Source organism: Neobittarella massiliensis (ex Bilen et al. 2018) (assembly GCF_900289145.1).
GTDB lineage: Bacteria > Bacillota > Clostridia > Oscillospirales > Ruminococcaceae > Neobittarella > Neobittarella massiliensis.
On record NZ_OKQO01000008.1, the window covers coordinates 78,590 to 92,147 of the forward strand.

The following is a 13,558-nucleotide window of genomic DNA, read 5'->3' on the forward strand; positions in this document are numbered from 1 at the left end:
ACAAAAGAGGAGGAATGTGACCGTGCTCAAATTAAAAGACAAGATCATCACCGACCGCGGCTTTTACAAGGCGCTCATGGCCGTGGCCATCCCCATCGCGCTGCAAAACCTCATCGGCTTTGGCGTCAACATGATGGATACCATCATGCTCGGTCAGCTGGGCCAGGTGCAGCTGTCGGCGTCGTCGCTGGCCAACCAGCCGTTTTTCGTGTTCAGCATGTTCTCTTTCGGCTTTGCCGCCGGCGGCTCGGTAATGATCAGCCAGTACTGGGGCAAAGGCGATACCGACGCCATCAGCAAGATCATGGCCATCGGGCTCAAGTTCGTGGCGGTGCTGTCGCTGGTGGTCACCGCGCTGGTGGCCCTTTTTCCCAGCCAGATCATGGGCCTTTTCACCGCCGATAAACAGGTCATCGCCGAAGGGGGGCGCTATTTAAAGATCATCGCCTACTCCTACTTTTTCTACGGGGTCTCCAACTGCTACATCACCTCACTGCGCGGGGTAGAGCAGGGCAAGATCTCGGTGGCCATCTACGGCACCTCGTTTTTTGTCAATGTCATCATCAACTATATCTTCATCTTCGGCAAGTTCGGCGCCCCGGCCATGGGGGTGGCCGGCGCCGCCATCGGTACGCTGGCCGCCCGCGTGTCCGAGCTGGCCATGAGCGTAGTGTACATGGAGTTCTTCGAAAAGCGCACCGGCTTTCGCTTTAAGCACCTCTTTGCCCCCATGGATAAGGCCCTGTTGGGCGACTACGTCAAGACCAGCCTGCCGGTGGCCTTTAACGAGATCGCCTGGGGCTTTTCCACCTCGGTGCACGCGGCCATCCTGGGCCGTATGGGCGCCGCAGTGGTGGCGGCCAACAGCATCGTCAACGTGGTCACCCAGCTGGCGTTCGTGTTCCTGTTCGGTATCGCCAACGCCACCGCCGTACAGATCGGCAAAGCTGTCAGCTCCAAGAGCGAGCACTATGTGCGCCGTATGGCCCACACCATGCAGCTCACCTCGGTGGGCATCGGCGTCCTGGGGGCGGCCATCGTGCTGCTCATCAAAAATCCGGTCATCGGGCTGTATAACATCCCCGCCGCCACCGCCAAAATGACCGGGCAGATGATGAGCGCCGCCGCAGTCATGGTGTTCCTCATCTCGCTGGAGGTCATCTCCACCATGGGCGTGCTGCGCGGCGGCGGCGACACCAAGTTCGTCTTTTTTATCGACGTGTTCTTTATCTGGGTGGTCGCCACCCCGCTGGGGGCCTATTTTGGCCTGGTGGCCAAGGTGGCCGCCCCCATCATCTACCTGCTGCTGCGGGTCGATTCGCCCATCAAGGGCATCATTGCCTTTTTCCGCATACGCAGCGGCGCCTGGATGAACAACGTCACCCGCGACCGCAGCGAGGTGCTGGAGCAGTAGTGCCCGGCCCCGGAGCCACCCGCCCTGCCGATATCTAAAAAAGAGGAGCAGTCCCACCAGTTGGGACTGCTCCTCTTTTGCCGCGTTTAAGCAGCGGCTCACCCAGCCGCCCGGCGTTCAGCTCAGCACCGAAAGCGCCCGTCGCCCGATACGGACGCAGCCGCCTTAGCCGCTCGCCCCAGGCGGCAGATGTCCGCCCGGCCCTGCCGGCCACCGCCAAAGGTGTACCACCGGCGCCCCAAACAGCCCGCGCGTCAAGGCCGCTATAGTCGGTGGCCTGCATACGCCCGCAGCGTGGCTGCCGCTGGCAAGCAGCCCTCATCGGCGACCTGGGCTCCTTTCCGCCATCGCCGGGAAAGAGCCCTCACCGGCCGCCCCCACTGCTGCCGGCCACTTTTTTCAAGGCGTACACGTCTCTCAAAACAGCAGGGCCCGCCGGCGCAAATGCGCGGCGGGCCCTGCTATCATTATTTTGCGGCATGCGATCATTTAGTCACGCAGTCAGCGCCCTTTTTTGCCGTCCGGCGCGGCGTGACCGGCCAGTGGGCAGCTGCCGCAGCTGCACCCCCGGCACCCCTGTGTACGCCGTTTTATCTTGCGGTAGATCACCAGACAGGCATACCCCAGCAGCAAGGCGAGGATCAGCAGTTCCATCTCTCTTACCTCCCCATCACCAGCGCCGCCACCTGGTACACCACAAAGGTCACCGCCCAGGCGGTGCCCAGCTGAAAGGCAGCTACCTGCCACATGCGCTTAAAGCTGCCCATCTCTTTTTTTACCGTGGCCAGCGTGGCCGCGCAGGGGATGTACAGCAGGCAAAACAGCATCATGCAAAAGGCGTTGAGCGGCCCAAAGCCGATCTGCCCCAGCGCCGCCGTAAGCGCCGCGCTCTCGGCCGCCGTGGCCGTGCCCTGAATGCCAAAGAGGACGATAAAGCTCGACACCACCACCTCTTTGGCTGAGATCCCGGCGATGAGCGCCACCACCACCTGCCAAAAGCCCAACCCCACCGGGGCCAGCACCGGCACCAGCAGCCGCCCCAAATAGGCGGCAAAACTGACGGTGGTGTCGGCAGTGTAGCCGCCGGGGCCAAAGTTACACAAAAACCACAGCGCGATCGAGGCCACAAAAATGGTGGTCCCCGCTTTGGTCAGGTAGTCTTTCACCTTTTCCCACACGTATATGCGCACCGTGCGGGCGCTGGGCAGCTTGTATTCCGGCAGCTCGATGAGCAGCATGTCAGACTTGGGGGCGCGGTCCCACTTGCTCAGTACAAAAGCCACCAAAATAGCCACCAAAATACCGATGAGGTACATCGAGTAGGCCACCAGCATGGCGCAGTCGGGAAAAAACAGACCCGAAAACAGGATGTAGATGGGCAGCCGCGCCGAGCACGACATAAACGGCGTGATGAGCATGGTGCGGTAGCGGTCCTTCTGGCTCTCCAGCACCCGCGAAGCCATCAGCGCCGGTACCGTGCAGCCAAACCCCAAGATCATGGGGATAAAAGCCCGCCCCGAAAGGCCCAGCTTGCCCATCAGGCCGTTCATCACGTAGGTCACCCGCGACATGTAGCCGCTGTCCTCCAAAAAGGCCAGCGCCAAAAACAATATGAAGATGTTGGGCAAAAACGACAGGATACCGCCCACCCCGGCGATCACCCCATCCACCACCAGCGAGATGACCGTCGGGCTCACCCGCAGCGCGCCCAGACCGGCCGCCGCCCCGTCCGACAGCCATCCCACCGCCATCTCAAAGTAGCCCTTCATCCAGTCGCCGATGGTAAAAGTCAAAAAGAACACCAGCGCCATAATGCCCAAAAAGGCCGGTATGGCCCAGATGTTGTGCAGCAGCACCCGGTCTATCTTGTCGGTCAGGGCAGCCTGCTTTTGCTTGCCCATCAGCACCTCGGCGATGATCTCCTCAATAAAGTCGTATTTCTGGTTGATGATGTCGCTCTCATAGCTGCGGTCCAGCACCTGCGGCATATCCAGCGGGTAGCTCTCGGTGATCTCCCGGTCCCGCTCCAGCAGTTTGATGGCGTGCCAGCGGTAGTTTTCTATCTGGGGGTAGCGCGCTTTGAGCGCGTCGCTCACCGCGGCGATCTTCTCCTCCAGCTCGTCGCTGTACACCATCGCGTACTGCTCGTGCAGGTGCGAAAATCTGCCGGCGCGGTGGTGGTGCTGCAGCGGCTCCCGCGGCCCGCCGTCCCGGTGATGGGCGATGGTATGGATGAGGATATCCAGCCCGGTGCGCTTCTGGGCCGATACCGGTATCACCGGTACCCCCAGCATCTCCGGCAGCCGGTGCAGGTCTATCTCCATGCCCCGCTTCTGCACGATGTCCATCATGTTGAGCGCCACCACCACCGGCTTGCCCAGTTCCAGCAGCTGCAGAGTCAAATACAGGTTGCGCTCCAGCGAAGAGGCGTCCACCACGTCTACCACCACGTCCACGTCGTCGCTGAGTATGTACCGCCGCGCCACCTGCTCCTCCATGGTATAAGAGGTCAGACTGTAGGTGCCCGGCAGGTCCACCAGCTGGTAGGTGTGGTCGTGGTAGCGCATGGCGCCCTCCACCTTTTCCACCGTTACCCCCGGCCAGTTGGCCACCTTTAAATGCGCGCCGGTAAAGGCGTTAAACAGGGTGGTCTTGCCGCAGTTGGGGTTGCCGATAAACCCCACTTTCATCTCCTGTTCCATTTTAGCGGGCCTCCTTTACCGTGATCTTGGTGGTGATGTCGCGCCCCACGGCAAAGCGGGTGCCGCGCAGCTCCATCACCGCAGTGCCGCTGCGCTTTTTGCGCAGCAGCGTCACCAGCGTGCCCCGGGTCATGCCCAGCGCCTCCATGCGCTTGTCTATCCCCGTGGGCAGGTCCGCGCGCTCCACCGTGTAAGGCCTCCCTATGATCCCCTCATCCAGCGTCATATACAAAACTCCTTTTTACACCTGTCCCGCTGTCAAATAGCCCCGCCGGTGCCTCTGGCCCCGCCGAGACAAAATGTTAACGACAGCTAACTGTTTTGATTATAGCAGCATTTCAAAAAAAAATAAACTCTAAACAGACAAAATTTTGCGCCCCCATAACTGCACCGCCCGCCACACCACTCTCTGCCACGCCCCTATATAAAGAAAGATCCCCCCGCGCCCCGCCCAAATAGGGGAGACCCCCCTGAAAAAGATACATCTGTATTCCCCTCCGACCCATCCAAGTCCCCAACCCATCCAAGTCCCCAACCCATCCAAGTCCCCAACCCATCCAAGTCCCCGACCCACCCAAGTCCCCAACCCACCCAAGTTCCCAGCCCATCCAAGCCCCCAACCCACCCAAGTTCCCAGCCCATCCAAGTCCCCAATCTATCCAAGTCCCCGACCCATCCAAGTCCCCAATCCATCTAAGTCCCCAATCCATCCAAGTCCCCGGTCCACCCAAGCCCCCGATCCACTCAAGTCCCCGACCCACCCAAGCCCCCGATCCACCCAAGTCCCTGACCCACCCAAGTCCCTGACCCACCCAAGTCCCCAACCCATCCAAGTCCCCGACCCATCCAAGTCCCCGATCCACCCAAGTCCCCGACCAGTCCATACCTCCAACGCATCCAATTTCCAATACGCAACCCCATCTGGCAGTACCTGTCAGCATCCGGCATTGCTTGTGCACTTTGTCTCCAAAGTCCGCCCGTACCGTCCGCAATTGCCCATTTTGGGCCTGAATTTACAATTTCGTAACATTTTCAGATCCGCTCAAACAGCGCGGTCCGGCCCATTTTGCTGCCGCTTTTACCGCCGCCGCACAAATTTTTTGCACGGCCGGTGATGATCGCCATACACCGCCCGCCGCACCACTGCGCAGAGGCGACAAATATCCGTGATTTTCAGCAAAAGATACAATTTTTAAAATCAAAAAACGCTCTTGACAGAACAGGTTTTATAATGTACGATGATATCGTCGACAGCAGATGCGGAGAATCAGTCTATGGCACCAGTGCAAAAAGCGTTTACCACCCAGCAGGAGGCATCGCTTTTCTATGCCGCCCGGCAGGGCAGCAGCAAGGCGATGGATCAGCTCATCAGCAGCTATATGCCGCTGGCGGTCTTTCTGGCCAGCCGCATCTCCGGGGTAGAGCGCGACGATCTGGTACAAGAAGGTCTGGTCGCCCTGCTGTCTGCTGTGCGCGGTTTCGACGAGGGGCGGGGCATCCGCTTTGCCACCTACGCCGGCCACTGCATCGAAAATGCCATGATCACCGCGCAGCGCCGCCAACTGGCCAAAAAGCGGGATGGCGACGGCCATCTGTCTTTTGACGATGCCGAGGCCAGTCAGGCCGCGCTCGCCCAGCCCGATGCGGGCGACCCGCAGCAGATCGTAGACCAAAAAGAGCACATCCGCCTGCTCATGCAGCAGGTAGATACCCAGTTATCACCGCTGGAAAAACAGGTGGTCCTACTTCGCCTGGATGGGTACAGTTATAAAGCTATTTCCGACATGTTGGAAAAACCGGAAAAGTCTATCGATAACGCCCTGACCCGAGTGCGGAAAAAATTGAGATATGCCCAGTAGCTCAGGGTGAGCGTTTAGACATCTAAAAAGATCGGTTCAATTCCGGTACGGGGCCAAACAATTCATTTTTTTATTTTCCAAAGTGAGGTACCAACATGTTCGAAGACAAGACCTTAGTGTGCAAAGAGTGTGGCAACGAGTTCGTGTTCACCGCCGGTGAGCAGGAGTTCTACGCAGAGAAAGGCTTCGAGAACGAGCCCCAGCGCTGCAAAGATTGCCGCGACGCCAGAAAGAAAAACCTGAGAGGCCCCAGAGAGATGTTCGACGCCGTTTGCGCTTCCTGCGGTGCAGAGTGCAAAGTTCCTTTCCAGCCCCGCGAGGACCGTCCTGTCTACTGCAGCGATTGCTTCGCCCGCATGAGAGGCGAGCAGTAAGCTCTATCTGAGACGACCAAAAGACCTGCCCACCGGGCAGGTCTTTTTTTGATCTGGTAGAGTTTTATATATGAGCGTTTCTCCTGTTTCACTTATACCTCAAAGCGGTGCTTTGACAAAAGCTCGGCTTTCTGGTATAGTAGAGAGACCATACAGTTCTAGAGCGTGTGACTTTTGCTGAAAAGCGGCCCAATGGCCGTACAGGATAAGACAGTTTGGCGGGAACGGCGTGTACGTTCCCGCCTTTTTATGCCCATTGCCGGGCAGGCTAAAAACAGGAGCGGGCCCTAAGTGCCCGCAGTCTGTGCCGGCGCGGTTGGGGGCACCTTGCTGTCTTTTGCGCGCTGTAGCACACAAAAGACAGTGAAACGAGGTTTTTATGAACGAAATTTTATTTGCCGACCTGGGCCTTTCGCCCGAAGTACTGCGCGCCGTCGAGGAGATGGGCTTTACCGCCGCCACCGACATTCAGGCCCAGTCCATACCGCTGCTGCTGGCCGGCCGCGACGTGATCGGCCGCTCCCAGACCGGCACCGGTAAAACGGCCGCCTTCGCCATCCCCGCCATCGAGCAGATCGAGACAACCGGCGAGCTGGCCACCGCCGTACAGGTGCTCATTTTATGTCCCACCCGCGAGCTGGCCATGCAGGCCTGCCAAGAGGTGGAGAAGCTGGCTGTACACAAGCCGGGCGTGCGCCCGGTAGCGGTGTACGGCGGCGCTCCCATCGAGCGGCAGATCGTAAAGCTCAAGCGGGCCAACATGGTCATCGGCACCCCCGGCCGGGTGATGGACCACATCCGCCGCCGCACCCTGAAGCTCCAAAACATCCGCACCGTAGTGCTCGACGAGGCCGACGAGATGCTCAATATGGGCTTTCGCGAAGACATCGAGGAGATCCTGCAGTACGTGCCCGAGCAGCGGCAGACGGTGCTGTTTTCCGCCACTATGCCCCCGCCCATCCTCGAGCTGACCGGCCGCTTTCAAAACGACCCGCAGATGGTGCAGATCAACAAAAAGCAGGTCACGCTCGACAGCATCAAGCAGCTGTTTTTCGAGGTGCCCATGGGCCGCAAGCAGGATGCGCTCAATCTGGTGCTGCGCTACTACGCGCCCCGCAGCACCATCGTGTTTTGCAACACCAAGCGCATGGTCGACGAGCTGGTAGAGTACTTAAACGACCACGGCTTTAAGGCGGTGGGCCTGCACGGCGACATGAAGCAGTCCCAGCGCACCCAGGTGATGGAGCAGTTCAAAAAGGGCCGCAGCACGCTGCTCATCGCCACCGATGTGGCCGCCCGCGGCATCGATGTCGACGACCTCGACGCGGTGGTCAACTACGACCTGCCCCAGCAGAGCGAGTATTATGTGCACCGCATCGGCCGCACCGGCCGTGCCGGCAAAAGCGGTAAGGCCTTCTCCATCGTCAGCGGCCGGCGCCAGGTGTTCGCCCTAAAAGATATCGCCCGCGCCACCCGCTCGCAGATCGAGCAGCGCCCGGTGCCCACCCCCGAAGAGATCGGTGAGGCCCGCCGAGAAAAGCAGCTCAAAAAGATCGAAAAGCGGCTGGCCGCCCCCGAGGAGCGCACCATGCTGCCGGTAGTCGAGCAGCTCGTCGAGCACGGCTACGAGCTGAGCGACATCGCCGCCGTGGCGCTCGAGATGCTCTTTAGCAAAGATAAGCGGGTGCTGCCCCAGGTGGTGCGCAGCGGTATGCCCGGCCCCGGCCGCGACATTAAGGGCGGCGACCGCCGCCCAGTGGGCCGCATCGCCATCGATATCGGCCGCGACGCCCATATCGCCCCCAACTTTTTGGTGGGTGCCATCGCCGAGCGCACCGGCCTCATCGGCAAAGAGATCGGCAAGATCGAGATATTCGATTCCCGCTCGGTAGTCGAGGTGCCGCTGGCCCGGCTCGACGAAGTAGTCGAGCAGATGCAGGGCTGTAAGATCGCCGGCCGCGCCACCCACACCCGGGTGTACACCGACCGCCCCCGCAAAGACCGCCCCCGTTTCGACGACCGGCGCAGCCCCCGCCCCCGCAGCCGCGGCAGCCGGCAGGGTTTTGTCCCCAAAAAGAAATAGCGGCCTCTCAAAACTAAAAAAAGAGCACCTGCCCGCCGCACGGCGAGCAGGTGCTCTTATATTTCTCTATACCGGTTTTCTCTGCCTATTTCTAAAAAGCAGTGGGGGAGACCACCCCGGCAGATACTGCTGTGCATACCGGTACGGCGCCGCATAGTCCGGCGGTTGGTCCGGCAGCGGCGCTGCGGCCTTACAGCGAGGCGCGGTAGATGGCCAAAATGTCCTCGTAGCGCAGCGGCACAAAGGTCCCTGTAGCCAGCAGCGGCGCTGCCTTGTGGGCCATCTCTTCCAATTTGCTCCCGTCGATGCCCACCTCGCCCAGCGTGCCGGGCAGACCCAGGTCCTCTTTAAAAAAGCGGCGGGTGTTGTCGATCGCCATCCGGGCAATGTCCGCCTGGGGCAGATCGCGGTCGATGCCCCACACCTCGGTGCCGTAGACGGCCAGCGCGTCGGCCCGGCCGCTGCGCAGCACGTGCTCCATCCAGGTCGGGGTCAGGATGGCCAGCCCCGCTCCGTGGGTGATATCGTAAAAGGCGCTCAGCTCGTGCTCCATAGCATGTACCGACCAGGCCACCTCGGCCCCGTACGAGAGCAGATTGTTGATGGCCAGGCTCGAGGTCCACATCAAATTGGCGCGGGCCTCGTAGTCGTCCGGCTGGGCCAGCGCTATCGGCCCGTAGTGGATGCAGCTGCGCAGCAGTCCCTCACAAAAACGCGCCTGTACAAACGCGCCCTGCACACCGGTAAAGTAGCTCTCTAAAATGTGGCTCATAATGTCGGCAGTGCCGCAGGCGGTCTGCCACTTCGATACGGTGTAGGTGTAGGTGGGGTCGAGCACCGAGAACTTGGGCCGCATATCCGGGTGGTGGGTGCCCAGTTTTTCGTGGGTTTGCAGGTTGGTGATCACCGCACCGCAGTCCATCTCCGACCCGGTAGCCGCCAGCGTCAGCACCGAGGCCACCGGCAGCACATGCACGATCTTTGCCGCGTCCAGCACGATATCCCAAGTGTCGCCGGGGTAACTCACACCGGCGGCCACCACCTTGGCGCAGTCGATCACGCTGCCGCCGCCCACTGCCAGCACCGCCTGAATGTCGCCGGCGCGGCACAGCTCCACGCCCCGCTTCACCGACTCGATGCGGGGGTTCGGCTCAATGCCCGCAAGTTCGGTCACAGAGATACCGGCCTGCTGCAGCTGCTCGAGCACCTGCTGGTACAGGCCGCTCTTTTTAATGCTGCCGCCGCCGTAGCACAGCAGTACCCGGCTGCCCAGCGCGCGCATCTGCGCCCCCAGGTTCTGTATCTGCCCCCGCCCAAACAAAATGGTCGTGGGGATAGAGTAGGTAAAGTTTTGCACAATAAGTCCCTCCTTCGATCGGGTCCAAATGATCTGTCCACTGCCAGTATAGCAGAATCGTGGCCGCCGTAAAAGGTACCTGGGCCACCATCTGTTTGCGCGCAGTTGCCCACTTGGGGAAAAGTTAAATTTTACACAGCTTTTACCTGTTTTTGATAGCGGCCATACCAGCCGCTTTTATCCGCTTGCTATACTGTAGGTGCAGACGAGACGGCACACCGCCGGCTCGTGCCACCAGAGGAGGAAAGACCTATGCGCCCCAAAACGAGGATCCGCTACACCACCCGCGGCGACATCGTGCGGGTGGATCAGATCGATGGCCGGCACTATCCGGTGCTGGCGTTCTGCACTGCCGACGGCCGGCAGATCACCAGTCGGGTGCGCACCTCACTGCCGCTCGAGCAGGTGCTCAATCCGCAGTTGACCCAGCGCTTTCTGCAGCGCCCGCTGCCTATTTGTAACGTGCTGGTGCGCTACTGCCCCGGCGACCCCTGGGACTTCTACGCCGCCTATCTGTAAGGCGGGCGCCCAGTGGCAGTCCTTCTAAAAAACAGGCCAAACATAAAACGAGACGGCAGTGCCGTCTATTCCCATAAACCACAGGCGGGCAGGCCCGGCAGATCGATCTGCCGGGCCTGCCCGCTTTATACCGTTTGGTATGTAGGGCCGCGCTGCCGCACAGGCCCGTTACAAGCTGTCAATGTACTGCTGCACCCAGTCGATGTACCTGGCCACATGGTACCCGGCCATCAGCGCGTGACTCACCTGGACCGAAAAGGGCAGCAGCGTGCGCCCGTTCTGCACAAAATATTTGCCCCACGATACCTGCGGTACGCAGCTCTCGGGGTCCAGCGAGATGGTATGCCCCAGATCGGTAAACGAGATCCAGGGCAGGCAGGTGATGAATATCATGTCGTCCGGCTCCGGTTCCCGGGGCAGCATCTGCTGTTGGCTGGCCGAGGCCTCTTTGGCCCGGCGGCAAAACTGCTCCATGCTCAGGCCGTGATGGCCCACCGAGCGGACCATCTTAAAAAGCCCGCCCTCGCCGGCAACATCGGTAAAGCCGGGATGCAGGTAGTCGTGGACGATGACCCGGTCCGGACCCCGGGTGCGGTAGCGAAACTCCTCGATCTCGTCGGTGCCCCGCATGGCCGCGTAGATCATAGCGGGGTAGAAGGGGAGGCCCCGCTCTTTGGTGTACCGCAAAAAGTGGGTCACATCGATGTTGACGCAGATGTGAAACATCTGAAAGTCCATCTGCCGAAAAAAGCGGTAGTGTTCCTGAAAGGGCCAGCTCGCCAAGTCCAATTCACGCATAACATGTCCTGCCTTTCCTGTTTTTCTGTGAGGTCTGCCGCCTCATCGCGGCAAAGAGCCGCGGCCGGGTATTCTGCCCGCTGCCGCGGCTCTCTCTTGTCTTTGTGGTCTGTCGCCGATCGGCGTCTTTCCGGCGGTGCCCATGCGGCGCCGGCGTCGATATAGACGATTAAACGCCCTGCCTGTACCGCGCTCTTTTGGGCCTGCACACGCCGGCAGCCGAGCTGTTAGCCCAGCTTTTTCAGGGCGTCGGTGAGCAGGTCCACATAGGCCTGTCGGTCCACTTTGGTGACTACGTAGCAGTTTTTCACAAACTCTTTGTGTTGGGTCTGATAGTAGCGGGAGATCGAGCCCTCGTTGGTGCGCATATCGGCCACCGTCTGCCCGCGGGTAAACTGCCCCACCAGATCCACCTCCACATAGGTGTGGAAAGTCTCGTAGATAGAGGGATCGATCAAGTAGGCCACCGCATGGGCGTCACAGATATTGTAGCTGCTAAAGCCCCGATCTTTCGAGCTCAGCTTGTAAAAATCCATCAGTTCACCGGCAAAGTTGCCGGCATTGGTGCCCAGCTCGCGCCATACCTGAATGTCGTCATCACTCACCCGGGCCGAACCGGTCGAGCCGATGGAGTGCATGATCACCGGTATCCCGCTGGAAAACACCACCTGGGCGCTCTCGGGGTCTACAAAGATGTTGTATTCGGCGCTGGGGGTCACGTTGCCCGAAAATACCGACCCGCCCATGATGGAGATGCGCTCGATCTTCTGGATCAGCTCGGGGTAGCACAAAATAAAGGCGGCGATGTTACACAGCGGGCCCAGCGGCGCCAGCGTCACTTTCTCTTCGCTCTCCCGCACGATCTTGGCCATCAGATCCACTGCGTGCATCTCTACCGGCTGGCAGGCCGGCGGGCCAAACACCGGGCCGTCAAGACCCGATTCGCCGTGTACCTTGATGCCGCCGCTGCGGTCCAGCGGCTGCAGCATGGGCTTGCCGATACCTTTGGCCACCGGTATGTCGGTGCGGCCCAGCAGGGTTAGAATGTTCAGGGCATTTTGGGTGGTGTTTTCCACCGTGGAGTTGCCGCACACGGTGGTGATGGCCTTTACGTCCAGCTTGTCGCTCGAGAGCGCCAACATAATGGCAAAGGCGTCGTCATGGCCGGGGTCGGTATCGATAATGAGCGGTATCTTGCGCATAAAACTTTACTCCTTTCAGTGCCCGCAGTGGGGCCGGACGGGCCTAGCCGCAGTAGTGGGTAAACATCTCTCTGAACATCTCGAAGAACAGCACCCGGTCGGAGGTGATGGCCACCTTTACCTTGGGCCGCTCGTCGCCGTCGCCAAAATAGCGGTAGGAGCCGTTTTTGTCGCAGATGGTAGCACCCCAGGTCAGCGGGGAGCGGGTCTCGATCTCCACGCCGTACTCGGCCCACTCGGCAAAGCGGTCATCCATAATGGCCGCCACCGTCACCGCGTCGCAGAAGGGGTACCCGCCGCGAAATTCCACCAGATCAGTGCACACCGCGCGCACGTCGCTGTCCAGACACTCGGGCATCAGCTTGAGCATATCCTCTTTGGTCATGGCGCAGGGGGCCAGCGCATTGAGACCCACCATCACGATGGGGATGCCGGTGTCAAATACGATCTTGGCCGCGTGGGGGTCGTGATAGATGTTGGCCTCGCCAAATGGGGACATGTTGCCCTCTTCGGTGGTGCCGCCCATCACCGTGATCTGTTTGATCATCCCCTTTAAGTCGGGGTATTTAAAAAAGGCGATGCCCAAATTGGTGAGCGGGCCCACCGCAATGAGCTCCAGCTCACCGCCGGCCTTAACTGCCTCCTGGTAGATCACGTCCCAGGCGCGGTACTCGTCGAGCTCTACGCCGGTGGTGTCCAGGGTGATGTTGCCAAGTCCGGTGGGGCCGTGGCCGCTGTGGATATCCAGCGCCTTGATCATGTGCCGGGGCGAGCCCTGGGCCAGCCGCACCCCGTGCATGTTAAACAACTTGTAGATGCCTTTGGCGTTGCGGGTCACTGCCTCCAGCGTCTGGTTGCCGGGCACGGTGGTCACCGCCTTGATGTCAAACTGGTCGCTCGCGTTTAAGAGCATCCAGGCAAAGAAATCGTCTACGCCGGGGTCGGTGTCAAAGATCACGGGTCGCTTGTTCATTAACTGCACCTCCAAATGTACACAGAAAAAGCGGCTGGCCGCCCCGGCTCTCTCTGCGGGGAGGCGGCTGTTCGCTCTGCCAATATACCCCTATCATATCACAGTTTTTTTGGGACTTCATTATATAAAAGACAGAAAAAAGCAGCAAACGCCTGTGTAAAACGCATAGACACTGGCGGGCAGGCAGCAGGTGGGCAGTCTGCCGACACGCTGGCGGATCACTGGACCGGCGCCAAATGCGGACGAGCAGGCATAACCGGCGGTGGCCTTTTCATAA

Annotated in this window: 13 protein-coding genes; 5 read left to right on the top strand and 8 right to left on the bottom strand. The window is 60.2% G+C overall.

What is annotated here, in order from left to right:
* Positions 1-22: 22 nt before the first annotated feature.
* Complete coding sequence (locus tag C6Y32_RS12070; protein ID WP_129589441.1) at positions 23-1,414, top strand: MATE family efflux transporter; 1,392 nt, start codon at positions 23-25, stop codon at positions 1,412-1,414.
* A 501-nt stretch (positions 1,415-1,915) separates the two neighbouring features.
* Here C6Y32_RS12070 and C6Y32_RS12075 read toward each other — a convergent pair.
* From C6Y32_RS12075 to C6Y32_RS15160, 4 genes are all read right to left on the bottom strand, one after another.
* Complete coding sequence (locus C6Y32_RS12075) at positions 1,916-2,068, bottom strand: FeoB-associated Cys-rich membrane protein (protein WP_105205519.1); 153 nt, start codon at positions 2,066-2,068, stop codon at positions 1,916-1,918.
* 5 nt (positions 2,069-2,073) lie between these two features.
* The gene (feoB, locus tag C6Y32_RS12080; RefSeq protein WP_105205520.1) at positions 2,074-4,116 is read right to left on the bottom strand and encodes a ferrous iron transport protein B; all 2,043 of its coding nucleotides are present in this window, start codon (positions 4,114-4,116) and stop codon (positions 2,074-2,076) included.
* Position 4,117: 1 nt separating this feature from the next.
* A complete protein-coding gene (locus C6Y32_RS12085) occupies positions 4,118-4,342 on the bottom strand; it encodes a FeoA family protein (protein ID WP_105205521.1) in 225 nt (74 codons plus the stop codon).
* A 787-nt stretch (positions 4,343-5,129) separates the two neighbouring features.
* Complete coding sequence (locus C6Y32_RS15160; RefSeq protein ID WP_129589442.1) at positions 5,130-5,318, bottom strand: hypothetical protein; 189 nt, start codon at positions 5,316-5,318, stop codon at positions 5,130-5,132.
* Between the two features lie 72 nt (positions 5,319-5,390).
* On the opposite strand from C6Y32_RS15160, the gene C6Y32_RS12095 reads away from it, so the two are divergent.
* The 3 genes from C6Y32_RS12095 (at position 5,391) to C6Y32_RS12105 (ending at position 8,432) form a co-directional block, all read left to right on the top strand.
* Positions 5,391-5,975 carry a sigma-70 family RNA polymerase sigma factor gene (locus C6Y32_RS12095; protein WP_164998265.1) on the top strand — a complete coding sequence of 195 codons (585 nt, stop codon included), beginning with the start codon at positions 5,391-5,393 and terminating at the stop codon, positions 5,973-5,975.
* A 95-nt stretch (positions 5,976-6,070) separates the two neighbouring features.
* Positions 6,071-6,349 (top strand): zinc-ribbon domain containing protein, encoded by a 279-nt coding sequence (locus C6Y32_RS12100; RefSeq protein ID WP_105205524.1) that lies wholly within the window; start codon positions 6,071-6,073, stop codon positions 6,347-6,349.
* Positions 6,350-6,728: 379 nt separating this feature from the next.
* Positions 6,729-8,432 (top strand): DEAD/DEAH box helicase, encoded by a 1,704-nt coding sequence (locus C6Y32_RS12105; protein WP_243562730.1) that lies wholly within the window; start codon positions 6,729-6,731, stop codon positions 8,430-8,432.
* Positions 8,433-8,622: 190 nt separating this feature from the next.
* Here C6Y32_RS12105 and C6Y32_RS12110 read toward each other — a convergent pair whose 3' ends face one another.
* Positions 8,623-9,789 (bottom strand): iron-containing alcohol dehydrogenase, encoded by a 1,167-nt coding sequence (locus C6Y32_RS12110; RefSeq protein ID WP_105205525.1) that lies wholly within the window; start codon positions 9,787-9,789, stop codon positions 8,623-8,625.
* 252 nt (positions 9,790-10,041) lie between these two features.
* Here C6Y32_RS12110 and C6Y32_RS12115 point away from each other — a divergent pair, with 252 nt between their 5' ends.
* On the top strand, positions 10,042-10,308 hold the full coding sequence (locus C6Y32_RS12115; RefSeq protein ID WP_105205526.1) for a hypothetical protein: 267 nt from the start codon (positions 10,042-10,044) through the stop codon (positions 10,306-10,308).
* Between the two features lie 168 nt (positions 10,309-10,476).
* Here C6Y32_RS12115 and C6Y32_RS12120 read toward each other — a convergent pair whose 3' ends face one another.
* The 3 genes from C6Y32_RS12120 to C6Y32_RS12130 all read right to left on the bottom strand — a co-directional run bounded on the left by C6Y32_RS12120 (position 10,477) and on the right by C6Y32_RS12130 (position 13,281).
* Positions 10,477-11,106, bottom strand: a complete 630-nt coding sequence (locus tag C6Y32_RS12120; RefSeq protein ID WP_105205527.1) for a CatA-like O-acetyltransferase — start codon at positions 11,104-11,106, stop codon at positions 10,477-10,479.
* 227 nt (positions 11,107-11,333) lie between these two features.
* Positions 11,334-12,308: a nucleoside hydrolase gene (locus C6Y32_RS12125; RefSeq protein WP_105205528.1), complete on the bottom strand. Its 975-nt coding sequence runs from the start codon at positions 12,306-12,308 to the stop codon at positions 11,334-11,336.
* Between the two features lie 43 nt (positions 12,309-12,351).
* On the bottom strand, positions 12,352-13,281 hold the full coding sequence (locus C6Y32_RS12130) for a nucleoside hydrolase (RefSeq protein ID WP_105205529.1): 930 nt from the start codon (positions 13,279-13,281) through the stop codon (positions 12,352-12,354).
* Positions 13,282-13,558 lie beyond the last annotated feature (277 nt).